Source organism: Mesorhizobium sp. P2_B5, from assembly GCF_056404775.1.
On sequence record NZ_JBFUDJ010000020.1, the window covers coordinates 1 to 24,162 of the forward strand.

At 59.9% G+C, this 24,162-nt stretch carries 16 protein-coding genes and 3 pseudogenes; 13 read left to right on the forward strand and 6 right to left on the reverse strand.

All coding sequences use genetic code 11. The features are described 5' to 3' along the window. Positions 1–261, forward strand: a pseudogene (locus AC1D1N_RS31580) (cysteine hydrolase family protein); the annotation flags it as partial. 106 nt (positions 262–367) lie between these two features. Here the strand turns inward: AC1D1N_RS31580 and AC1D1N_RS31585 are convergent. After that, a complete protein-coding gene (locus tag AC1D1N_RS31585) occupies positions 368–2,080 on the reverse strand; it encodes an HAD family hydrolase (RefSeq protein WP_477353234.1) in 1,713 nt (570 codons plus the stop codon). Positions 2,081–2,323: 243 nt separating this feature from the next. Between AC1D1N_RS31585 and AC1D1N_RS31590 the strand changes: the two genes are divergently transcribed. Beyond that, positions 2,324–2,830, forward strand: coding sequence for a YciE/YciF ferroxidase family protein (locus AC1D1N_RS31590; RefSeq protein WP_436258517.1), 507 nt, complete (start codon positions 2,324–2,326; stop codon positions 2,828–2,830). A 243-nt stretch (positions 2,831–3,073) separates the two neighbouring features. Here the strand turns inward: AC1D1N_RS31590 and AC1D1N_RS31595 are convergent. Together AC1D1N_RS31595 and AC1D1N_RS31600 are read right to left on the reverse strand one after the other, a co-directional pair. Continuing rightward, positions 3,074–3,511, reverse strand: a pseudogene (locus AC1D1N_RS31595) (SDR family oxidoreductase); the annotation flags it as partial. 666 nt (positions 3,512–4,177) lie between these two features. Then, positions 4,178–4,405 (reverse strand): hypothetical protein, encoded by a 228-nt coding sequence (locus AC1D1N_RS31600; protein ID WP_477353235.1) that lies wholly within the window; start codon positions 4,403–4,405, stop codon positions 4,178–4,180. Positions 4,406–5,150: 745 nt separating this feature from the next. Here AC1D1N_RS31600 and AC1D1N_RS31605 point away from each other — a divergent pair. From AC1D1N_RS31605 to AC1D1N_RS31615, 3 genes are all read left to right on the forward strand, one after another. Next, complete coding sequence (locus AC1D1N_RS31605; protein ID WP_112566958.1) at positions 5,151–5,483, forward strand: GYD domain-containing protein; 333 nt, start codon at positions 5,151–5,153, stop codon at positions 5,481–5,483. Positions 5,484–5,896: 413 nt separating this feature from the next. Further along, positions 5,897–6,220, forward strand: a complete 324-nt coding sequence (locus tag AC1D1N_RS31610; RefSeq protein WP_436258519.1) for a hypothetical protein — start codon at positions 5,897–5,899, stop codon at positions 6,218–6,220. A 183-nt stretch (positions 6,221–6,403) separates the two neighbouring features. After that, positions 6,404–7,591 (forward strand): acyltransferase family protein, encoded by a 1,188-nt coding sequence (locus AC1D1N_RS31615; protein ID WP_436258520.1) that lies wholly within the window; start codon positions 6,404–6,406, stop codon positions 7,589–7,591. Positions 7,592–7,629: 38 nt separating this feature from the next. Here AC1D1N_RS31615 and AC1D1N_RS31620 read toward each other — a convergent pair whose 3' ends face one another. Continuing rightward, positions 7,630–8,739 carry an acyltransferase family protein gene (locus tag AC1D1N_RS31620; RefSeq protein ID WP_477353237.1) on the reverse strand — a complete coding sequence of 370 codons (1,110 nt, stop codon included), beginning with the start codon at positions 8,737–8,739 and terminating at the stop codon, positions 7,630–7,632. Positions 8,740–9,233: 494 nt separating this feature from the next. Further along, positions 9,234–9,551 carry a YMGG-like glycine zipper-containing protein gene (locus AC1D1N_RS31625; RefSeq protein ID WP_352591660.1) on the reverse strand — a complete coding sequence of 106 codons (318 nt, stop codon included), beginning with the start codon at positions 9,549–9,551 and terminating at the stop codon, positions 9,234–9,236. 237 nt (positions 9,552–9,788) lie between these two features. Here AC1D1N_RS31625 and AC1D1N_RS31630 point away from each other — a divergent pair, with 237 nt between their 5' ends. Beyond that, the gene (locus AC1D1N_RS31630; protein ID WP_436258522.1) at positions 9,789–11,354 is read left to right on the forward strand and encodes a recombinase family protein; all 1,566 of its coding nucleotides are present in this window, start codon (positions 9,789–9,791) and stop codon (positions 11,352–11,354) included. Further along, positions 11,348–12,178, forward strand: a complete 831-nt coding sequence (locus tag AC1D1N_RS31635; RefSeq protein WP_436258523.1) for a plasmid partitioning protein RepB C-terminal domain-containing protein — start codon at positions 11,348–11,350, stop codon at positions 12,176–12,178. The genes AC1D1N_RS31630 and AC1D1N_RS31635 overlap by 7 nt, the downstream gene beginning before the upstream one ends. A 998-nt stretch (positions 12,179–13,176) precedes the next feature. On the opposite strand, the gene AC1D1N_RS31640 is transcribed toward AC1D1N_RS31635, so the two are convergent. Next, positions 13,177–13,551: a nuclear transport factor 2 family protein gene (locus AC1D1N_RS31640; RefSeq protein WP_477353240.1), complete on the reverse strand. Its 375-nt coding sequence runs from the start codon at positions 13,549–13,551 to the stop codon at positions 13,177–13,179. Positions 13,552–13,745: 194 nt separating this feature from the next. Here AC1D1N_RS31640 and AC1D1N_RS31645 point away from each other — a divergent pair. From AC1D1N_RS31645 to AC1D1N_RS31670, 6 genes and pseudogenes are all read left to right on the forward strand, one after another. Continuing rightward, positions 13,746–13,976: pseudogene (locus AC1D1N_RS31645) on the forward strand (plasmid stabilization protein); the annotation flags it as partial. Positions 13,977–14,089: 113 nt separating this feature from the next. Beyond that, entirely contained in the window at positions 14,090–14,473 is a 384-nt protein-coding gene (locus AC1D1N_RS31650; protein ID WP_436258525.1) for a GFA family protein, read from the forward strand. A 231-nt stretch (positions 14,474–14,704) separates the two neighbouring features. Further along, entirely contained in the window at positions 14,705–14,848 is a 144-nt protein-coding gene (locus AC1D1N_RS31655) for a hypothetical protein (protein WP_436258526.1), read from the forward strand. A gap of 360 nt (positions 14,849–15,208) precedes the next feature. Continuing rightward, positions 15,209–20,920 carry a HAMP domain-containing protein gene (locus AC1D1N_RS31660; protein WP_436261914.1) on the forward strand — a complete coding sequence of 1,904 codons (5,712 nt, stop codon included), beginning with the start codon at positions 15,209–15,211 and terminating at the stop codon, positions 20,918–20,920. A gap of 12 nt (positions 20,921–20,932) precedes the next feature. Continuing rightward, entirely contained in the window at positions 20,933–23,008 is a 2,076-nt protein-coding gene (locus AC1D1N_RS31665) for a response regulator (RefSeq protein ID WP_436258527.1), read from the forward strand. A 690-nt stretch (positions 23,009–23,698) separates the two neighbouring features. Then, positions 23,699–24,040 carry a low affinity iron permease family protein gene (locus AC1D1N_RS31670; RefSeq protein ID WP_477353243.1) on the forward strand — a complete coding sequence of 114 codons (342 nt, stop codon included), beginning with the start codon at positions 23,699–23,701 and terminating at the stop codon, positions 24,038–24,040. Positions 24,041–24,162: the final 122 nt, after the last annotated feature.

Below are 24,162 nucleotides of genomic sequence, written 5' to 3' on the forward strand. Positions count from 1 at the left end.
GTCGACCTGTTGCCGGCATTGGCCGCTTACTGCCCGCCGGCGGCAGTCATCAACAAACACATCTACTCGCCCTGGTTTGAGGGCCGGCTCAGGGCTTTTCTGGCGGAGCGCGACATCGATACGCTGGTCATCACTGGCGGCGAAACCGACGTATGCGTTCTGGCCACGGTGCTCGGAGCAATCGATTTCGGTTATCGCGTGGTCCTCGTCACGGACGCGCTGTGCAGTTCTTCCGACGCGACGCATGACCCGCTGCTGAGTTCCAACCGGACGCCAGAAAGCAACTCCACCTGGCCGAGCGCCGTTGAGATCGACGGGAAGGATCCGAGGCGAACCGGGATCAACGATAGCGGACCTCTATCGCGCGCTATTCCTCCGGCGCCGTCGCGGGAGCCGTATAGCGGCGGCGCACAGCGTCGAGCACATGCTTGCGGCTCTCCTCGGCCGAAAGCTTTTTATCTTTTTCCGCCTCAGCAGTTTCGCGGGCGAGATCCTTGTCTCGAATCTGATGGCGAAACCATTCCGAGTAGTCGCCTGCCCGCAAATGGAACGCCCAGGTCTTGTCGTCTATGCCTTCGGCGATCTGGGCGAAGATCATCAGATTGTGCGCCCTGAGGTTCATCGCATTGTCGGGGCCACGGAAATAGAAGCTGCCGGCTTCATCGAGTTTGCCCTCGGCATATTTGCGGCTGTGTCGTTTGAGCGACTGACGCGGCTCGATGACTTTGACGGTTTTAAGTTTCTTGCCCGCATGCGGCCGCCAGAGCAGCACCCGTGCCCCCTTGGGCGTGGGGAGATTCTTGGGCGGCTCGATGCCGGTTTGATGGCAGAACGCCATGACGACGTCCTTGGCCTTGGGCCCAAGCGCGATGATCGCCGTCACCAGTTTCAAGGCGTCGGTCGATATAGCCTCGGGGTGAACGGTGATAAGAATGGTGCCCGGCAATTCCAGCGACAGAATTGCCCGCGTATCGTCGCGCCGTTTGGGGAGAAGATGATGCGCTTCGTCGACGATCAGCCAATGCGGTCTTGCCGTGCGGCGGCGGAAACTGCCGAGGCCCGGTAGCAGGTCGGCGAAGAAATCCGGCCGCTCATTGACACGAAGCGCCAGCCCATTGATGACGACATTGCTGTCCGCCTTCTCAATCAGGTCCAGCACTTGCGCCTTCGTCGGTGCGCTGGAGCCGTCACCCAGTCTGACGGCGCCTTCAAGGCCATCGTAGTCGCCTTCAGGATCGAAGACACAGAACTGAAACTGGCCTTCGACAAAGCGTTCCGTGAGCGCCGTGGCCAAGGTGGACTTGCCGATGCCCGAACTGCCGGCGATAAGCACGGTGTCGGTCGGCGACAGATAGACGTCATCGCCGCCGGCCGAGCCCAGAACGACGCCGTCATGGCGCCTCGACACGATTCCATGATCGCGCTTGACCAGTCTGTCGATCAGTTGCTCGACACCCTTTCCGCGTGCGCCGCGCATGACCAGATCGGCGGTCTCCTTGACGGCGGGAATTGCATTGTCCACGGCGACGCTGCAGCCGCAGACCTTAAGGAAAGCGTGGTCGTTTTCAGCGTCACCGACACCAACGACATTGTGTGGCGACAGCCGAAGGTCCTGCAGCGCGGCGGCCAGTCCGGTGGCCTTGTTGATGCCACTCGGCAGGATCATCACCGCGCCCTTGTTGAAGATGATTTCCAGCCCTAACCCCATCTTCTTGATCACTTCGAGCACGGCCGCCTGGTGAGGTTCCCAGGTAGCGACGATCGAGCGTCCGACCGACAACGGCTTGACGCCCTGCTTTTTCAGCCTGGAAACGAATTTGGGATCCGGCGCCGGCGAAATCGTCCGCTCTTCCTCGCTTGCCGGCGTGTAGATAAGCGCACCGTTTTCGGCGACCACCTTGTCGAACAGGGCGACTTCGGGAAAGACGCGCTTGAGGTCCGGCAGCTCGCGGCCGGTGACGAGAACCAGCTTGCGACCGCTTTTCTTGAACCGCTGGAGGGCAGCAAGGGTCTTCCCGGAAACGATCCCGTCATGGGCCAGCGTGCCGTCATAGTCGCTCGCCAGTGCAATGAAATACATTCCGCGGACCTTCAAGTTGCCGGTTGAGCTCCAGCTAGAACGAAGGACCCCGACAAAGGCTCCAATGGAGCAGCTCCGTCATAAGTCGGCTGGGATCGGACGAGGCTGCAGGCCTGGCACCGGAGATGGGGAACTGCTGCCCTACCCGGACGTTGACCAGACAAGCCGGGACACGTCCTGGCGGCAGTTGGCAGCGACCAACCGCTGTCGAAATTCACCCCGAGAGCAATGAAAGGGAAGGCCATGGGCTTCTTTTCGAAGGACATCAAGACACTCGACGATCTCTTCGTGCACACGCTGCGCGACATCTACTACGCCGAAAAGCAGATCGAGAAAGCGCTGCCGAAGATGATCGACAAGGCAACCGACCCGCAACTGAAAGCTGGTTTCGAAAAACACCTCGACCAGACGAAGGGCCACATCGAACGTGTCGAGCAAGTGTTCGAGTTGCATGGCGTCAAGGCCAAGGAGGTGAACTGCCCGGCGATCGACGGCATTCTCGAGGAAGCCGACGATGTCAGCGGCGACGTCGACGACAAGGAGGTTCTGGATGCGGCCCTGATTGCGTCGGCACAGGCGGTCGAGCACTACGAGATGACCCGCTATGGCACCTTGATCGCCTGGGCCAAACAGCTTGGCCGCAGCGACTGCGCCAATGTGCTGGCCAAGAACCTCAAGGAAGAACAGGTGACCGATCGCAAGCTCACCGAAATGGCGGAAAGCAAGATAAACCTGCATGCAGCAGAATAGGAAGATTCGTTTCGGCCGGCAGGCGCGTTGGCTAGCCGGCCGAGCGGGACATCCCTGCGGCCGATGGAGCGGGTAGTGAATTTTCGCTCCGCCTCTTGCCGGAGAGAACCGTCAGCGCGCCGGATCGACTCCGTTATCTTCCCTCCAGATGCGATAAGCCACATATCCCAGAGTCATTGTGAAAAGCAGACGGACCATCCTTCTCACTCCCTTCACCGTACGTCCGTGTCGGCTGTCCTGACGTCAATAGCCGCCGACCACCGGCAAGATCTCGCCGGAGATGTAGCTCGAGCACTGTGGCGAGGCGAGGAACACATAGGCGGGTGCGAGTTCCTCCGGTTTGTGCAGGCCGTTTCATTGGCGTGTCAGCACCGAATTTCGATACGTCGTCGGCTTCCATGTCCGACGGATTGAGCGGCGTCCACACCGGGCCTGGTGCAACGGCGTTCACCCGGATGCCCTTGCTCATGAGATTACCTGAAAGGGCGCGCGTGAACGCATGAATGCCGCCCTTGGTCATCGAATAATCCACCAGCTGTTTTGAACCGTCGATGCCGGTTACCGAACCGGTGTTGGTGATCGCGAACCGGGCCTCATGTGCGGCACTGCTTCCTGAGCCATATGAAAATAGCCGTACAGATTGGTCTTCCGTGTCGTATCGAAATGTTCCTCGGTCAGCTCGTTGCGCCACCGCTTCGGCGAAACAGGGGCGGCTGCATCGCAGGCCACCTCTCGAAGGACCGTTTGCGCAAAGAATGACGTCCGCTGGCCGTAGTGAAAGACCGTGCTTCTCGGCAAAATCCGCCGTGTCGTACAGGTAGTTCGTTGAGGCAGGGCTTTGGGGCTTACTCATGGGACTTCTTTCTTGGAGATCTAAGCCGATCGCTGAACCTCGGCGAAAGAGCGAGCGTAGAATTCGCTCTCAAGGCTGCTGATGCTTGCCTTGCCGTTTCGCACGCGGACAAACCGCTCGCTAAGGCATTCGGTGATCTCAACGGAATTAGGAACTGGGGTCCGGACTAACTTCAACCATGGCTTTCTATCCCTTGCGGGGCGAAAGCACCTGAGTTGGCTCCCTAGCGTCCACATTCCGGTGGAAGCGGACGAGCGACTTTACACCCCTAACAGATGATCGCAGCATCATTTGTTACGCGGGCGGCCGCATTCCCACTTCGTTCAGGAAGGGTACGAACGTCATTCTGACGCGGGGGAAGCTCATCAGCGGAACCTAATAGAGTCGCTCCGCTTAATCCTGGACGAGCACCCGCGGCACCGACTTTTTGTAAAAGCGGATTTCGGCCAACGTCCCCGAGACCGCCGGCGCCGACATCATCTCCGTTGTCGAGCTCACTCAAAAAGGTGTTCGCCGATGCCAAAGCGATCGGCATCACCAGCGTTGAGATCGAGGAAGAAACCGGCAGCGTGAACGAGGCTCTCCTGGACGCCATCGGGCACCACGATGCCGGCTTGGCTGAGTAAGCCATCCATGGCCGGCGTCTGGGTCGCGTTCTGTTTGGTCGGCGTCGTGGTGGCAATGGTGGTGTTATGGTCGATGAGGTTGTAGCGGCTCGCCATCTTTCTCAATTTCGTGAACGCACGTCTCGCGTGCGCAGTGTTTCGAAAAGAGACGCTAATGCGGCATGCAGCTTGCTTCCTGGTAACTGGCAGGAGGTAACTATGATACTTTCACGAGATCGGGATGAAGACGATATGGTCGTCCAATGCCCTAACTGCAAGCGAATGATGATCCGCAAAGGTCGCCTGATAAAAAGCTCCAAGTCTCTGACATGTGAGGGTTGTGGGAATGAGATCCGCCTGACTTATTCGTACAAAATGGCAATCTTTGAAAACCGCAGGCCACCATCATAGTTGTCCGGCCAAATGCTAAAGACATGCCGCACGCCAGCCGGCTTTCCGAAGGGCGTGCTTGGCTATTTCAGAGAGTAGAAAAGGCCGGCGCCGCTTTGGAGGCTGACCGACTGGCGCCCGCCAGGCAGAGCCATGCCTGCCGGCGGCCCGATCGATTGCTGTTTCCTAACGTGACGTCATGAGCGGAGGATAACTGCGGGGTTAGCGGCCACAAGCTGACACCTGATCGCTGCCATTCCTCCCCTTAGAAACTCGGTGAGCGTATGAGAAGATGCTGACAGGATTGGCTATGCGTGCGCCAGTCAACAGCCAGACAGCTACATCGCTGCCAACCTGCGCACTGGGCACGCGCCGAGGCCGATTGTCAGGTCGAGTCGCCGGCCTTGGCGCCGCCGTCGCAGTCGGGCTCGAACTCCTGTATACTGAGCCGGGAAACAGGGAGGATAAGACCATGCCGTTATACCTGACTCGGTTCAGTTACACGCCGGCAACATGGGCGAAGCTCATCAAGAGCCCGGAGGACCGCCGAGAAGCGGCGAAGCAGTACATTGAATCGGTTGGCGGAAAGTTGCACGGCTTCTGGTACGCCTTTGGTGAGCATGACGGATATAATCTGTGGGAGGCTCCCGATAACGTGTCGATGGCGGCCACTGCGCTCGCGATCGGCGCGGGTGGAGCGCTGAGTTCCGTCCAGACGACCGTCCTCCTGACTGTTGAGGACACGCTTGCAGCGCTGCAAAAGGCATCGTCGATTAGGTATCGACCACCAGGAGAACAAGCCTAGGCGCCAACCGGACTAGAGGCCATCCCGGTATCAACCCTTTGAAACCGCCGGCAATTTTGCTGGGTGGTTTCCACCGCTCTGGTGCCCTCATGGCCGTCCCCGCCACGCTGCGCGATCTCTCCTATATCGCCGCCAATCTGCGTCCGCAGGACCGGGCCGAGATCGACTGCCAGCTTGACCATTAGTCGCCGGCGCTGCTGGCGCTCACCGCGCTGCAGGGCTTTGCCTTTGTCGTCGAACTCGACGGCAATCCGGAGGCTGGCTTTGGCGCCGCCGAGCAACGCAGCGGGCTGTGGATCGCCTGGAGCTGGGGCACGCGCCGTATGAAGCGCTGCGTGCCTGGCATTACCGCACATTTTCATGCCGTGCTCGGGCCGGAGGTGGCGGCGCGTGGCGGGTCGAGGCGAGGGCGCTTGCCGCCAATGAATTGGCGCTGCGCTGGCTCGGCCTGGCTCGGCGCCACGCAACGCTGCCTGCTGCCGGCCTACGGCCGCAACGGCGAAGACTTTTTCCTCTACGACTGGACAAGAGAATGCTGGAACCATGTGTCTCTTTCAAAGCCGCCGGCGCTGAAGCCGCTGCCGCCGACGCCGACCATCGCCGACAAGGACGTGCAGGCGCGAGAGGCAGCCTTGCGGGCTGAAGTCGAACAGCGCCAGGGCACGTTGAGCACGGTGAAAACCGACCTCGCGCCCGGCGACCTCACCGGCCAGCGCCGCGTGCTTTTGGGGGTATGACCATGACCGCGATGAAACGCAGTTTCCGAAAGCGCGTGCTGGCGTGGTGGTATTGGCGACGGCATGCAAGGCTGCTGAGAAGGCGATGACGCCTCTTACCCTCCCCCTTGTGGGGAGGGTAATAGCGCCGGCGATCTTAAACGGGTTGACAATCACGCCTCAAGCGCCATGCTGCAGTGCAACATGGCTAGCTACGAAACCAGCATCATCAGGTCATCGCGCATCGAATGCCTGGACGGGCTTCGCGCGCTTGCGGCGATCTGGGTGCTTGTTGGGCACTGCCTGCTTTTGACCGGCTGGCAGATTCCGGTCGTCGGCGAGCCGGATCTTGGCGTCGACCTGTTCATCATGCTGTCCGGCTTCCTGATGGTGTTCCACTATCAGCTGCGCCAGGACAAGGAGCCCTGGCAAAGGCCGGAAACCTGGCTGAAATTCTGGACGCGCCGCTATTTCCGGATCGCGCCGCTGTTCTACGTCATGCTTTTCGCGGCTTTGGCGCTTGGCCCCTATCTCTACGATTGCCGGATCATCATCGACGATTTCCTGTCGCGATCGCACCAGGCGCCCGAGCGCTACCTCGACGGTGGCCTGAAAAACATCGTCGCCCATCTCACCTTCCTGTTCGGACTGGTGCCGAACCTCGCCTACCGCACGCCGCTGCCTGACTGGAGCCTGGGGCTGGAGATGCAGTTTTACGCGGTCTTCCCGGCCGTCATGTTGGTGGTGCGCAGGCTGGACTGGATCAGGAGCGCCATCCTGGTCGCGGCCGTCGGCTGCGCCATTGTGTTTGCGATGCGGCTGCTGTCCATCCATTTTCCGATGCCGTCCTTTCTGCCGCTGAAGATGCAGATATTCCTGTGCGGGATGCTGCTTGCCGGGATCGTGCATCAGACCCAGCCCCGGCCGATCCTGTACCTGGCACTGGCGCTGCTGTTGGCGGCGCTGCCCTTTGGCGGCGACTACGGGCTGGGCAAGCTTCTGGTGCGTGAAGCGCTGGTGGCCGGCTTCTTTGCGCTGGTTCTCTACCGCATGCTGCCAGGAAAGGCGGGAACGCTGGCGAGGGCCATCGCCGTGACGCTCAGCAACCGGTTCTTCCATCTGATGGGCGAGCTTTCCTTCAGCATCTACCTGATCCATCTGCTGGTGCTGCAGCCCGTCGCGGCGCTTGTCATCAGCCAATACGGAAACGAGCTGGCGGCGCCGTTGCGCTTCGCGATCGTCGTTGCCGTGGTGCTGCCGACCGTGACGTTGCTGTCCTGGTTCACCTACAACCTGATCGAGGTCCCCGGCCAGAAGGCTGGTCGCTTCGTCGTCCAGCGCTTTGGCCGCAAGGGCGACGCGGCGGCGCTGGAGAGGACACCGGCGGAGTAGGGCGCGAAGCCAGCCGGTCTCCTCGAACTGAATCCACCCTAGAACTGGGTCACGCGCTCTCGCCCGCGGCGAAGTGAAAGCCAATGCCGCAGCAGGGCCCGGATATTCTTGTCGTAGACATAATGCGCGAATGCCGAGACCGCGATGATCAGGGTGGATGTCACAAGGATGAACGGCAGGCCGTGCTCGTTCCATGAGATATCGGTCACAGCTTCGACTGCGGCGTTCGAAAGGCGGATGAGCGGCGTGTGAAGGACATAGATGGCGTAGGAGATGTTGCCGGAGAAGAGCGCAATCCAGCGCCAGAAACCGGAAAGCCGCAAGCGCGACGCCACGAGAACGAGCCAGGGCCAGATCAGGACGATAACCACCAGACTGTACAACTGGACATGTTCGGCCGGATCGAAACACATCAGCGCTCCGCATAGCGCCAGCAGCAACAGCATATAGAGATTGCCGTCCCGGCTGTCCCCGGTCGCATACCGGTTGAGAAAGACCCCGAGAAAGAACGAGAAGGCGATCCGGGCGGGAGCCGCGATCGTGTTGTCCCAGTAGGCGCCGCCGCCAAGCACGACACCATGCCAGGCCATCAGCACCAGGGCCAGCAAGCCGACTCCGACAATGACAGCCAGCGAACGCGCAACCAGCCTTGTGGCCAATGCGGCAAAAAACGCATTGGCGACGAGTTCATAAAACAGCGACCATGCCGGACCATCAAGCGGGAAAAGCAGGTCGGGAGCCGTCGAGAGCGCCGGCGGCGTGGGTAGGAAAAGTACGGAAAACCCAAGGGTTGCAAGCAAATCCAGCCGCGAATACGCACCGATCCCTTGTGTCGCGATGATTGCACCGACGCCGATCATCGCCAGGCCGAGTGCGGCGAAGTAGAGCGGGTAGAGCCTGAGAAGACGGGTCTCCGCGAAGCCCCAGAATGACATGCCTTTTCGGAACTTGTCGTCGTAGGCGTGGGCGATCACGAAGCCGCTCAGCAGAAAAAACAGGTCCACGGCGAGGAACCCCGAAGGCGCCAGATCATATCGCCGGCCCGTGTATTCGCTGAAGTGGCCGAGCATCACCAAGACAGCAGCAATGCCCCTAAGTCCATGCAGCGCGTCGAAGTGGGCCGTCCTTGAATCCCGCGTCTCGGTCATCCCGTTTCCGTCAGTTTTACTTTGCCTATCTACGCACTGATTGCTGCGATGCACAAGAAAGTTTTGCGGCGCACACTCAGCCGACTGGCCGCGGGACTGGAAAGCCTGATCGTCCCGCAGTCGGGAAAATGGCATGGGCTGACCATCGCCAGGCGAGGACGGCGAACTGGTGCTGACCGATCTCACAACAACCGTCGGCTACTACCGCCGCCCGTCCTGGCGAGTGGATGGCGAGGACAAGAACGCCCAACGGCTTCGCGCCGCACAGGGCCTTGAGCATTTTACGAGGGCCGAGGTGGTGCAGTGTATGATGGGATTTCTGACGCTGGACGAGACGCAACTGGTGCTGCCGGAAAGCGGCGCGGGCGGAGGAGTGGCGGCGCCGAGACGGATGAGGGGTGTACCGGCAAAGCCTTTCTTGGGGCCCCCTCATTCGTCGCCCTCGCTAACACCTGCTCTCACAAGGGAAGAAGGTGTTAGCGAAGGCACTTGGCTCAATAATCGCCGTTGTAATACCGGTCGTCGCAGGGCGCGGTGTAAATCCGGCCGTAGCGATCCCGGTAGCGGCAGAGCTGTTCGCCGCGACGCTGCGGCGTGGTGGCCTGGCCGATGACGGCGCCAAGCAGGGCGCCGCCGGCGGCACCGACCACCGTGCTTTCGGTGTTGCCGCCCAGCGCCTGGCCGGCGAGGGCGCCGGCGCCGCCGCCGATCAGCGCGCCGGTGGTTGCCCTCTGCTGCTGTTCGGTCTGGGTCGCGCAGCCTGCCAGAGCGGCAGTCATGAGCACGGCGGCAATGGCTTGTCTGATGATCATCTTGGAACTCCTTTGAAGCCCCAAACGCGGACCGGGGCGAATGGTTGCCAGTTGCTGGCGCATTGCGGCTAAACGGCGGCGTGCCGGCACACGAAGTGTGTCACGGTTTCCCGGTCGTTGATGACGTTGGTTTCCAAACGCAGAAGGGTAGCATTCGACACAAACTGGACGGGAGTTATCAACCAAAGGACAGGTCACCAATTGCTAGCATGTAATCTCGGCAGGACAGCACAAGCGATGGACGAGGTTGCAGCGGCCCCACAAGCCCCCTCAGGCAGGCGCATGGTGCGTGCGGCCCAGTATCTGCGCATGTCGACAGACCACCAGACCTATTCGATAGACAACCAGCGAGATGCCATACGAGACTACGCCGAGATCATGGGCTACGACATTGTCGCAACCTACGAGGACGCCGGTCGTAGCGGTCTCAACCTCGCAGGCCGTCCCGGCCTTCAGCGGTTGCTGGCCGATGTAGAAAACGGAAGAGCCGATTTCGAAACGGTGGTGGTGTACGATGTCAGCCGCTGGGGACGGTTCCAGAATATCGATGAGAGCGCCGTCTATGAGTATCGGTGCCAGATGGCCGGCGTCCGGATCGAATTTTGCGCCGAGCAATTCGCAAACGACGGCAGCATCGGCTCAGATGTACTCAAAGCAATCAAACGCAGCATGGCTGCCGAGCAGAGCAGAATGCTCTCCCAAAAAGTCTTCATCGGCCAGGCGAGGTTGGTCCGGCTGGGCTTCCGGCAAGGCGGCAAGGCCGGCTTTGGCCTGCGGCGCTTGCTTGTCAGTCAACACGGCCGCTCAAAGGGCATCCTTTCATCCTACGAATACAAGAGCCAGCAAACGGATCGGGTAGTTCTGGTGCTCGGACCGCCTGCCGAGATTGCGACAGTGAGGTGGATCTTCAGTCACTTTGTCAGAACACACAAGACAGAGCTGGAGATGGCAAGACTGCTCAACAAGCGCGGTGTGCTCAGCGATTTGGGGCGACCATGGACGCGAGAATCCGTGCACTCGGTGCTGACCAACGAAAATTACATTGGCAACAGCGTCTGGAACAAGCATTCGGCCCGGCTTAGAAGCCATCAAGTCCACAATCCCCCGGAACAGTGGGTGCGGGTGGAAAACGTCCTGGAGCCTATCGTCGACCGCAAACTGTTCGACCGGGCGCAGATCGTCCTCAAGACCATCTATCGCCACATGACCAATGACGAGATGCTGGCCGCCCTTAGGGCACTTTTGGCTCGCCGGGGCGCCTTGTCGTTAGCCATGATCGACGCCGATTCCGAATGCCCGCCGTCGCAACGCTACCAGTGGCGTTTTGGAACCATTGTCAAAGCCTATGAACTGATCGGATACGAGCCATCCAACAACTACCGCTACATCGGCGTGAACCGGCGCCTGGAAACAATGAGGCTGCGGGTTATCGGGGATCTCGTGGGCGCGATGGAAAGGCAGGGCGGGGCTGCTGCCCATGACATGGCGACAGACCTCCTGCGGATAAACGAGGAGATCACCGTGGCGATCACGATTGGACGATGCAGGGTTTCCGGCTTCGGCTATCCACGCTGGTTTTCGAAGGCCGATCAACGGCCGCTACCGGATATTTTCGTCCTGATCCGTATGAATCCCGGCGACCTGACCATTCGGGACTATTTGATTGCTCCTGCGCATGAGATCGCGGGCAAATCGGAACTGCACGCCATCAATGGGGCACTGCTGGACACCTATATTTTTCCCACGCTCAACCCAATTGTCAGGCTGGCAGAGCGAGAGCCTGTCGGGGGGGCGACTTGGTAGTCAAACGCTTAGCCAAGGACGCCGCCTACCGTGCGCTGGAAAACGGCGGCGACAGACATGCGAGGAATATTACAGCTGGCGCAATAGGGTCCAAGAAGAGGCTTCGTTCGTACGAATTTTTGGCGACCTACGATACGGAATGCAAACGCATGCGCGATTTCGTCACCGAAGCGGCAAAGTCTGAACAGAGCCTGGGCCGGATCGTCGCGGCGCTCCACCTGATGATGCGCGACAAGGAATTTTGCACGATGTTGGTGTCTGAGGGCTTCGGGACAATGCCAACGCTACTGGCACGTAGGTTGCGTGGCGCGACCCGCGAGCCGCAAATGTTCTGCCCTCCCGGGAAACCCGCTTCCGAGAACGGCGAGAACCGGAAACCCGTTAACGGAATCTGCCCTGATGTCCTCGACCTGCTTCGGGACGCGCCGGTGAAAACGAAAATCTTCGGGTTTCTCCAGAAGGTTCTGCCAGTCAGGCAATTGGAGATTGCCCGGCTGATGGTGGCGATGGACCGGGTCAGGATCACCTACGCGAGGCTACTCGTCGCTCTGACACCACAAGCCCTGCTGGCCAAAGATTTTAATCTCTCAACGATCACCACACAGGCGGAAGAGCAGCGCGGCGCGATGGTGTTCGAGGTCGGCACGCTGAGCCTTGCGGTTCTAAGCGCCGTGGAAAATCATGGCCAAGTGGGCCTGGAGCTTGTCGCAGCCAACTGTTTTTTCGACCGGATGATGGATAATTCCAGAGTGGTGCGATATCTCGCCCGGAACTTTCCGGGTCATTTTGAAGAGTTCCACCGCTTGTCGATGCCATGCCTCTAACAAAGATGCTAGACATGCCCGCCCGGTTTCGACGGGGCTTTTTTAGGTCAGGTTGGAACATACCACGCGCTCTTGTAGTTGGTTTCTTGCGGTGGGCTGAACGGCTTTCTTGTCCACTGCAGATCGCCCTCCGTGGACGATCGAGGCCCGCTGCCGTCTAACCCCTCAAGGTCCGGCAGCGGGCTTATTGTATGAGCGGACAGGACTACCCCGACTGGCCCGCTGCCACACCCTAGGCGCGAGATTTTTTGTGTGCTCCAGGAACCGCACGAGGAGCCTCCGCATCGGCACTGTTTGGTATTGGCGAGTTGCAATGCCCATTTCAGATGACATGCGAGACGAGGATTTGGAATTTGAATGTCCAAACTGCGGCTGTCTCATCGTCAAGAAGGGCTCTTGGCTTAAAGTTATTTCCGCTTTCACCTGCACCCAGTGCGAGACAAGGGTGCGAATTGGTTACCCTGCCAAAGTTGCGCTTTTCGAACGGAAGAAGAAGAGTTCTGATCGGGCCGTCTAATAGACCGTTAGCGGCTGGAGCGAGAGCGCCAAAAGCAGCGTGGTGTCACCCGACCGCGCACAACTGCAGTGACGGCGACTTCATCGCTTACCTTGATATTGCCCCGAGCCATGCCGATGATCAATGACCGGTCGTGAGTTCGACCCCAAAACGCTATAGATGAGTGGCCGGCAGGGTTGGGTTGCCTTGTGGGCTAATCATGCCGGCCACTACGGGTGAGTTTGGTCCCCCGCACGGAGGACCCTACGGGCATATTAGCGATCGCGCAATTAAGCCGTATGGACTAGCCCCGTTGGTGGCCTTACCGGTCCTGTCCCGTTCGGCTGGACGAACGGCGCCCTCTTGTCGGTGATGGTCTCGATCGACTTCAGCAGGGGCTCATTACTCTTGCTGCCAGAGCTTCCCCTGCACCCTGTGCGATCTCAGAACATGGCTGCCAGTCTTGCCGCGATCTCGCGAATTGGCGCTACAGAGCCAGCTTTTACTCCACGATCTTCCAATACGAATCCTTGCGGATCACCTTGCCGTTGCGGAACGTGTAAAAGTCGCAACCGCGCACCTCCTTTTTCACGCCCTCGCGGGTGGTGGTGCCGGTGAGGATCCATCTGGACATGCCGGTATCGGCGGCTGCATCGACGAAATGGTCGCCGTCGCCGTAGTGGACATCGGGCAGGCCTTCGAAGCGTGTCGCCAGCGCGTCACGTACGCTGCGCTTACCCTCGAAGCGAGAGCCCCAAGGGTTGCTTCCCCTCGGCATCTCCAGGACGCAGTCGTCAGCAAAGAACGCCATGATGCGATCGAGGTCGTGCGCGTTGAAGGCATCGCCTAGCTCCGTCAGTGTCGATCGAATGTCCATTCGCCTGTCTCCTGGATAACCGATAGCGTGCGGGTCCGAAGTAGGTCACTGGCGACGGGGCCGGTCAAGACCTCCGACACTCCGCCCGCTAGCAGGAAGCGAACCTACCGCTTGGGTGCCAGGACACTAATCCTGTAATCGCATAAGATACTGAATCTGCAAGAGACTCTTGCCTTTCACAGGTTCCTGATTCAAAACGTGGCGTATCGGAAAAGGAAGCCGAGCGTCGCGCCTGGGCGACTGTCAACAAGGATGACGGAGGCGGCAAAAAGGAGGGTGGATCGGGTCGTGGCAAGCACACGGGTCATCCCGTAGCGCACAGGGGCGGCGAACTCGGCGGCAAGGCATCGGCGTCGCGCTCGGCGTCCGCCAAATCCGCCTCTGCAAAAAAAGCGGCCGCTACAAGGAAGCATAACGAAGGCCACGCCGTGCGATGCCTGTGGCATGACGGGAGCCCGCAACGCAGACGCCGGTTGCCTTGGCATTCCTGTCGGGCAACGACAATGACCAGCTGCCGCCCTTCCGCGAGTTCGTTTGAATGGCAGAAATCGTTGGAAATTGCCTGTGTGGTGCAGTCCGTTTTCGGCTGACCGGACCTCGTCGGGTCCATTATTGTCATTGCACAATGTGCCAGAAATCGACCGGCGCGCCAGCAGCCGTTCTTGCGTGGGTTGTTCGCCAGAGCCTGTTGTGGACGGGAGAAGCCAAACCGCTGGAATATAGATCGTCGCCGATCGCAGTCAGGAGTTTCTGCGGCAAATGCGGCTCGGCCATCGCCTTGGCGTATGACGCGGGAGACGAGATCGGCATACACACCGCGGCGCTCGATCAACGCGCAGAACTGGCACCCGCACCCCAGTACCACTATGGCGCCGAGAGTCAGCTACCGCACAACGGAGGAAAATTGGTAGGGCGTCAGTAAGCTCCAGCGTAAGCAGGATCCTCCTACTTGCCTTCCTTACGCTTCTCGACATCGTAGGTCAGCAAGCGACAGAACATGCCGGCGATTGATGCAGCGGCGTAAGCAGGCAGGCAACCAACAGCGGGCTATCGGAAGCACTCGACCAACTTACGATTGAACAACGCTCAGCGTTGAAACCAGATAGCCCATGCCCTTGAGAATGTGCAAAGACGCTTTTATTGCGCGATCGACATGTTGGCCGGTCTGCAGCCCGGCGCTGACGATCTCACCGGATGGCTGATACGCGTGTGCGACTATGCCGGCAACGAGCTTTGCTCGATCGACGTCGCGGAGGCCGAAGCTGCCCGGCAGGCCAATGACAACACGCCGCTTTGACGCAAACCGGCAGTTGCGGCGGGACTGAGCGCTGGCCATGCGCGGGGTCGGTGGCTGTAATCGCGCAATGGCGGCGATTGTGGGCTTTGCGCTAGCCCGTTGGCCGATAACCTTCAGCGCATATTCCTCAATTCGGCATGAGAGCCCTCTGCGGTCAGATCCGCCACGGAACCCGCGCCAGAGTAAATCTTCGCTCTGCTTCAGAACCAGGTTTGATCTCCTTGATTGGGTCTGCTCTGGGCGCAGCGTCCTATGGAACGAAATTTCAAATGCGGCGTTTCGGGGTTGCGGGGGAATGTACCATTCGGCCCGCAGGGGCAGTTTCAAGCATTCCATTACGGTGGGAGGGGCGCTTTGACCGTGCAGGCATCCAAGAAGCAGTTGGACCGTCGAAGCATTCTCAATTCTCTAAAAGCCTTTCGGCGCGGTGATTTTTCCGTCCGTATCGACAATATCTACGAAGGGGTCGATTCCGAGATCGCCGATACATTCAATGAGATCGTCGATCTCAACGATCAGGTGACGCGTGAATTCGAGCGCCTGAGCAGAGTTGTCGGCAAGGAAGGGCGGATTGGCGAACGCGGCCGCGTTCGAAACGCCACCGGCAGCTGGGAATCCAGTGTCCGATCCGTCAACGACCTGATTGAAGACATGGTCCAGCCGACAGCCGAGGTGGCCCGCGTTATCGGCGCCGTCGCCAAGGGTGACCTGTCGCAAACCATGATGGTCGAGATCGACGGCCGACCACTGCGCGGCGAGTTCCTGCGTATCGGCAAGATCGTCAACACCATGGTCGGGCAGTTGGCCTCGTTCGCCTCTGAAGTGACCCGCGTGGCGCGTGAGGTTGGCACCGAAGGCAAGCTCGGCGGCCAGGCGCGGGTGAAAGGCGTTGCCGGCACGTGGAAAGACCTGACTGACAACGTCAACGCCATGGCGACCAACCTGACCGGGCAGGTGCGCAATATCGCGGAGGTTACAACCGCAGTCGCGTCGGGCGATCTGTCGAAGAAGATCACCGTCGACGTCAAAGGCGAAATCCTCGAACTGAAGAACACCATCAACACGATGGTCGATCAGCTCAATTCGTTCGCTTCGGAAGTGACCCGCGTGGCACGCGAGGTCGGCACCGAGGGCAAGCTTGGCGGCCAGGCGCGCGTCGAGGGTGTCGGCGGCACATGGAAGGATTTGACCGACAACGTGAATTCGATGGCCGAGAACCTCACGGGACAGGTGCGAAACATCGCGGAGGTGACGACAGCAGTGGCTTTGGGCGACCTGTCCAAGAAGATTACGGTCGACGTGAAGGGCGAAATTCTCGAGCTGAAATCGACCATCAACACCATGGTCGATCAGCTCAATTCCTTCGCCGGCGAGGTGACCCGTGTGGCGCGCGAGGTTGGCACGGAAGGCAAGCTCGGCGGCCAGGCGCAGGTGCGCGGCGTCGCCGGCACGTGGAAGGACCTCACCGACAACGTTAATTCTATGGCGGAGAATCTTACCGGGCAGGTGCGCAACATTGCCGAGGTGACGACGGCGGTCGCGTCGGGCGACCTGTCAAAGAAGATTACGGTTGCCGTGCAAGGCGAAATCCTTGAGCTGAAGGATACCATCAACACGATGGTCGATCAGCTGAACTCCTTTGCCTCCGAAGTGACGCGCGTGGCGCGCGAGGTCGGCACCGAAGGCAAGCTCGGCGGCCAGGCCGAGGTGAGAGGTGTCGGCGGCACCTGGAAGGATCTGACTGACAACGTCAATCTGATGGCCGCCAATTTGACCGGGCAAGTGCGCAACATCGCCGAGGTGACGACGGCCGTGGCGCGCGGCGATCTGTCGAAGAAGATCACCGTCGACGTCAAAGGCGAAATTCTGGAGCTCAAAGACACCGTCAACACGATGGTCGATCAGCTGAATTCGTTCGCCTCGGAAGTCACGCGCGTGGCCCGCGAAGTGGGCTCGGAAGGCAAGCTTGGCGGACAGGCTCATGTCGAAGGCGTCGGCGGTACGTGGAAGGATTTGACCGACAACGTCAACGCCATGGCGGGCAACCTGACGGTGCAATTGCGCGACGTGTCCAAGGTTGCAACGGCCATTGCGACCGGTGACCTGACGCAGAAGATCACGGTCGATGCCCTGGGCGAGATCTTGCAGATCAAGGACGTCATCAACACGATGGTCGACCAGCTGAATTCCTTCGCGTCGGAAGTGACACGCGTGGCGCGTGAGGTCGGCTCCGACGGCAAGTTGGGCGGCCAGGCGCAGGTGCGTGGTGTCGCCGGCACGTGGAAAGACCTGACCGACAACGTAAATGCCATGGCCGCCAATCTGACCGGCCAGGTGCGCAACATCGCCGAAGTGACCACGGCCGTGGCGCTCGGCGACCTGTCGAAAAAAATCACGGTCGATGTCCGCGGCGAGATTCTCGAGCTCAAGGACACGATCAACACGATGGTCGACCAGCTGAATTCCTTCGCGTCGGAAGTGACGCGTGTGGCACGCGAGGTCGGCACGGAAGGCAAGCTTGGCGGCCAGGCACAGGTGCGCGGCGTCGCCGGCACTTGGAAAGACCTGACCGACAATGTGAACTCCATGGCCGAGAACCTGACCGGCCAGGTGCGCAACATCGCCGAAGTGACGACCGCCGTTGCGCGCGGTGACCTGTCGAAGAAGATCACGGTTGACGTCAAGGGCGAAATCCTTGAGCTCAAATCGACCATCAACACCATGGTGGACCAGCTCAACTCCTTTGCCGGCGAGGTGACCCGCGTGGCACGCGAGGTCGGCACAGAGGGCAAACTTGGCGGTCAGGCGCGGGTCGAAGGCGTCGCAGGCACCTGGAAGGATCTGACCGATAACGTCAATCTGATGGCGACAAACCTGACAAATCAGGTGCGTGGCATCGCCGACGTGGTGACAGCGGTCGCGCAAGGCAATCTGAAGCGCAAACTGACAGTCGACGCGAAGGGCGAAATCGCCTCTCTGGCCGACACCATCAACGGCATGATCGAGACGCTTGCGACCTTTGCCGACCAGGTGACCAATGTCGCCCGCGAAGTCGGCATCGAGGGCAAGCTTGGCGGACAGGCGCGTGTGCCGGGTGCGGCCGGCCTGTGGCGCGACCTGACCGACAATGTCAACCAGCTCGCCGCCAATCTGACCACCCAGGTCCGCGCCATCGCCGAGGTCTCGACCGCAGTCACCAAGGGCGATCTGACGCGCTCGATCAGCGTCGAGGCCTCAGGCGAGGTCGCGGCGCTCAAAGACAACATCAACGAAATGATCCGCAATCTGAAGGATCAGACGCTGAAGAATGCCGAGCAGGACTGGTTGAAGACCAATCTCGCCCGGTTTTCCCGCATGCTGCAGGGAGAGCGCGATCTCGCCACCGTGTCGCGTCTTATCATGTCCGAACTCGCGCCTCTGGTGAATGCGCAATACGGAGTCTTCTACGTCACCAATCGCGACGAAGAGGAATCCTATCTCGAGCTGGCGGCGTCCTACGGCGCCGAGAGCAAGGCTTCCATCAAGCAGCGCCTCGATCTCAGGGAAGGCTTGGTCGGGCAAAGTGCCGCCGACAAGCGCGCCATCATGCTGGACAACGTGCCGCCGGAATTCCTGCGTGTAACGTCCGGCCTCGGCAGCGCCTCGCCGGCCAACGTCATCATCCTTCCGGCCTTGTTCGAGGATGAGGTCAAGGCCGTCATCGAGCTTGCCTCGTTCAGTGAGTTTCGGGACACCCACCAGTCGTTCCTCAACCAGCTGATGGAGTCTGTCGGCATCGTCCTGAACACCATTGCCGCAACGATGCGCACAGAGGGCCTGCTCAAGCAGTCGCAGTTGCTGACGTCGGAGTTGCAGGCGCGTCAGACCGAACTGACCAAGAAACAGGAAGAGTTGCATACGACGAACGAGGAGCTGCAGGAAAAGGCGCAGCTGCTCGAAAACGAAAAGAAGCAGGTGGAAAACAAGAATCTCGAAATCGAGATGGCCCGGCGCGCGCTGGAGGAGAAAGCCGAGCAGCTTGCGCTGACGTCGAAGTACAAGTCCGAGTTCCTGGCCAATATGAGCCATGAGTTGCGCACGCCGCTCAACTCGCTCCTTATTCTGTCAAACCTGCTCGCGACCAACCAGCAGGGCAATCTCAACGAAAAGCAGGTCGAATTCGCACGCACCATCAACTCCGCCGGAACCGACCTTCTCAGCCTGATCAACGATATCCTCGACCTGTCGAAGATCGAGTCCGGCACTGTCTCGATCGATATCAACGATATGCCGGTCACGCATCTGCGGCAGCACATGGAACGCACCTTCCGTCAGCTGGCCGCAGACAAGGGTCTTGGCTTCACCATCAATGTCGATCCCGCGCTTCCCGAGACTGTCCGCACCGATGAGAAGCGCTTGCAGCAGATCGTCCTCAACCTGCTTTCGAATGCTTTCAAGTTTACCTCGCAAGGCGAGGTCAGTCTGAATTTCCGGGTCGAGAAGACCGGGCGCCGCAATGGCTCCTCACACCCGACGAAGGGACTGGCGATCGCAGTCACTGACACCGGCATCGGCATTCCCGAAGACAAGCAGAAGCTAATATTTGAAGCCTTTCAGCAGGCCGACGGCACCACCAGCCGCAAATATGGCGGCACCGGGCTGGGGCTGTCCATCAGCCGAGAGATTGCTCGCTTGCTTGGTGGTGAACTTCGCGTCGAAAGCGTCCCGGGAAAGGGCTCGACATTTACGCTGGTCATCCCGTTCGCCGGCCCGCGCGTGGCCGCCGCGCAGTCAGCCGCCATGCCTGCGCCGACGGACGCCGTTGCTGGGCCATCGCTGGGCAGCCCGCCTTCGGCAGAGCTTATCGACGACCGCGATTCCATATCGCCGACCGATCGGGTCGTGCTGATCGTCGAGGACGACCCGACATTTGGCGGGCTATTGCTCGGCCTCGCACGTTCGGCAGGGCTGAAAGGCGTCTTGTCGAATGCGGGGTCCGGCACTTTGGCATTGGCTCGCAAACTGGTACCCGACGCTATCACGCTTGATCTCGGGCTTTCGGACATCGATGGCTGGGTGCTTTTCGATCTGCTGCGCCACGACCAGAAGACCAAGGGAATTCCCATCCATGTCATCTCGGGTGCGGAAGATATCGGAAGTCTTGCCCGTAAGGGCGCGTCCAGCATTTCCACCAAGCCGGTGTCCTCCGACGAACTGATGCAGGTGTTTCAGGACATCCATTCCAAGAAACTGCGTATCCAACGCCGCGTTCTGGTCGCCGACCCCGATCCGGAGCGCCGGCTATTGCTCGTCGAAGCGATCCGGGACGGCGTAACCTCGGTGACTGCGGTCGGTCGGTTTGCGGCAAACGCCGACGACGTCGGCATGGCCTCTTATGATGCCGTCGTACTCGGCTTCGGCCGCTCAGCGAAGGAGAACGCCCAAGTGCTAGACGAACTCACTGGCCAGTTCGGGGAAGCGTTGCCGCAACTGCTGTTTTTTGCCCCCCATCCGGATGCGCTTGAGCAGGTGCTGGCGCTAAATCCAGCACTTGCGAGTGCGCCGCGTGCGGAGAATTTTGCTCAATTGGCGCTTCATATCTCGGCGACGCTGCCGGGCGAAGGACGCGAAGCGCGCGAGACCGAAACCGAACCGACCGGCAGATCGGATCTGGCGGGAGCCAAGGTTCTCATCGTCGACGATGATATCCGCAACATCTACTCGCTCACCAGCGTCCTGGAGACTTACGACATACAGGTTCTGCATGCGGAGCGAGGCCGTGATGGCATCGCGCTCCTGGAACAGACGCCCGATGTTGACGCGGCCTTGATCGATATCATGATGCCGGAGATGGACGGCTACGAGACGATGCGGCGCATTCGCGGCACCGCCGCGATCGCTCACATCCCACTGATTTCGGTGACCGCCAAGGCAATGAAGGGCGATCGTCAGAAATGCCTGGACGCCGGTGCTTCCGACTATATCGCTAAGCCGGTCGATCTTGATCTGCTGCTGGCGTTGCTTCGTGTCTGGATCGGCCGTTCTCGAACACGCGCCGAGAATCCGGAAGAGATGCTCGTGGCAGTGAACTGACGGCCGGCCCCAATGCAAAAACCGCCGCGAAACAGGGTAAGAAAACTTGAGGCCGTGCAATCGGCCGAAGCACCGGCAAGGTCACGCATCCTCGCCGTTGACGATGATGAGCGCAATCTGTTGGCGATCAGCGAAGTGCTCGCCGCAACCGGCGATGTCATCTGCGCGCAATCGGGCGAAGAGGCTCTGCGCTATCTGCTGAAGGAGGATTTCGCCGTCATTCTGCTGGATGTCCTTATGCCGGGAATAGACGGCTATGAAACGGCCGCGCTCATCCGCCAGCGTGAACAATCCAAGCGCACGCCGATCATCTTCCTCACCGCCATCAACAAGGAGGAAGCCCACATGCTGCGCGGCTATGACGCCGGCGCGGTCGATTATGTTTTCAAGCCATTCGATCCGATCATGCTGCGCTCGAAAGTCGCGGTGTTCGTCGAGCTTCACGAGAAGAGGCTGGAAATCCAGCGAAAGGCCGCGGCCGAGCAGGGATTGCTGGCGCAGGCACTCCAGGCGCAGAAGGACAAACTTCAGGCGGAACGGGCCCTGCGCAGCTCAGAGGAACGGCAGGACGCCATTTTAAGGTCGTTGCCGGTATGTTTCCATGCACGGGCCGCCGAACCGCCCTTCGCGGCTCGCTTTGTGACCAAGGGCGTCGAGCGTCTGACCGGGTTTTCGCCCGACGATTTGATTTCGGATCCGGCCTTCGGCCTTAGCCGGGTCCACCCTGAAGACCGTTCAAGGCTGGAGCAAGCACTGCTGGAAACAAAAAATAGCGGCTTCTACACCTGCGAATTCCGCTGGCTGTGCGCCGACGGGGAGTATCGCATCTTTCTCGACCAGGGTGTGATGTCGGACGGGTCTGATGGCGAAAAACCAGAGATACTGGGGACACTGCTTGACGTTACCGAGCGGCGCGGCCTCGAGGATCAGCTGCTCCAATCACAGCGTCTGGACGCAATCGGCAAGCTGACGGGTGGCTTGGCCCATGATTTCAACAATCTACTCGCCGCCATTCTCAGCGGATTGGGATTGCTTGAACGCCGCGGGACACTGGACGATCAGGCACGACAGGTTGTCGATCTAATGCGGCGTTCTGCCAAACAAGGTGCCGACTTGGTCACGCGAATGCTCGCCTTCTCGCGGCGTCAGACCCTGAAGCCGGAAGCGATGCGCCTTGCTGCCCTTGGCGACACTATGAACGGCTTGGTCGCACCGGTTTTGGGAGGGCTGATACGCTTCGACTGGCAGGTCGATGACGCGGTGTGGCCCGTGCACGTCGACGCCGGACAGCTGGAGCTTGCCTTGATGAACCTGGTTTTCAATGCGCGAGACGCCATGCCTTCTGGCGGCACAATAACGGTCCATGCGCAAAACCGATCAGTGGAAAATCGATCGGAAGACGTGCCGGCCGGAGACTATGTCGTTCTGACGGTCAAGGACACGGGCTCGGGTATCGCGCCTGACATTCTTGCGAAGGTCATCGAACCGTTCTTCACCACAAAGCCGGTGGGGAAGGGAACAGGGCTCGGTCTCAGCACCGTCTACGGCTTCATGAAGCAGTCGGGCGGGACGCTGCGCATCGAGAGCGCCGTAGATCGTGGAACGGCCATGCAGCTTTGGCTGCCGCGATCGGTCGGAGAGCCGGCCAATCCTTCGCTCGAGGCCGACATTGGACACACGCTGCTAGACGCCTCCACAGACCGCCCGTCGATCCTTCTGATTGATGACAGCAACGTGTTGCGGCAGCTGACAGCCGAGTCGCTTCGCCAACGTGGGTTCGAGGTTACGTGCGCGGGAGGAGGAGCAGAAGCGTTAGCCATGATCGAACGGGCTCCCGATCAGTTCGATGTCATCGTTACCGACTTCGCCATGCCCCTGGTAACCGGCGTGGATGTCATCCGCTTCGCGCGCAACCTGCGCTCCGATTGGCCGGCGGTTATCATCACGGGCTATGCCGATCAGGGGGACATCGCCGATCGACCAGCGGACGTGCCGTTGCTTGGCAAGCCCTTCCGCGACAAGGATCTGCTCGACAGCATCTTCCGCGCTGTTGCCAATGCAGAGCCCCAGAAGATCAAGGCGGGATAGCACCGGCGGTTGACAGCGAACGACCCGATTTCTGTTCGCCAGTCACCTTTTCTGGAGGCGACGGGCTGAATTAGCAACGTGCTCAGTCGTAGCCCTTGACGATTTTGCGGGTGCGCGGATCCACGAGAACCGTGCGGTTGTCGATCACGACGTGGGGTATCGGACGTTGGCTACTTTCATTTTCTCCTTCGCAACGTCGGCATATGAACTTCGTCATCGGCTAGGCCAACCGAACTTCTAGGATTGCAAACCTTCACAGACACAGGCTTCGGTGGGCCGGCTCATGACTAAGGTCTGACCGCAAAGCGCATGGTCTTGCGGACAATGCTGCTCGGAACAGCCACTGCCTGCGCTCGTTGTTTGATGCAGATTGCAGGAGGAAGCTATGGATAGAAGTGTTGGCCAACCGCGCTGGCTGCTCGCGCCGATTTTTGCGGTGGCCATCACGTTCCTGATGATTGGAATATCCCTTGGCTGACAATCCCAACGTCTCCTTGGCCCTTTGCTGCGCTGAGAGGATTCTCCTGCAGCGGAAAGTGGCGATCGACCCCTCTTTCCTGACTGGTGAGCGTGGGGTGAACTAATGTTTCGAGCCAAAGAAGTACGCTTCCTGGAAGCAGGCTTGCTCGCGGCAGTGCCAATGTGCGTCGCTCTCGCTGCCCTGATTGCCTGGTTGACCGTGGCTACGACATGAACCGCATCCTTTTCGCGGCTGCCGATTTTCTTTCGCGGCCACCGGGCTTCTACGTCATCATGATAGCCATGGTGGCATGCACCGCCCTGGTGCCCTTTGGCATGACAAATGTAGTTACCTATGCGCTTTCAGTAGCGGCCATCGTGATCACGGGCATCGTCCTTATTCATGGCTATCGAGACACAGCCGCTATCCACGCCAAACTCGATGAGATCATCGTTTCACTGGATGAAACCAGAAACGATGTCGTCGGATTGGAGCACGCTGAGCCGGAGGAGATCCGGGAAAAGCTTATCGTGCTCGAAGAAGAAGCGGCAAACCGAGGACAGGGATCATGAGCGTCTCTGGCCCAGCAGTCATATCGGTCGACCCCTCACGGCATCTGCCCAGAGGAAACGCGCACCTTGGAAGCGTGCCAAGCGTCTGGTTAAAGATCGGGGTTGTTGCCTGTTCATCTGAA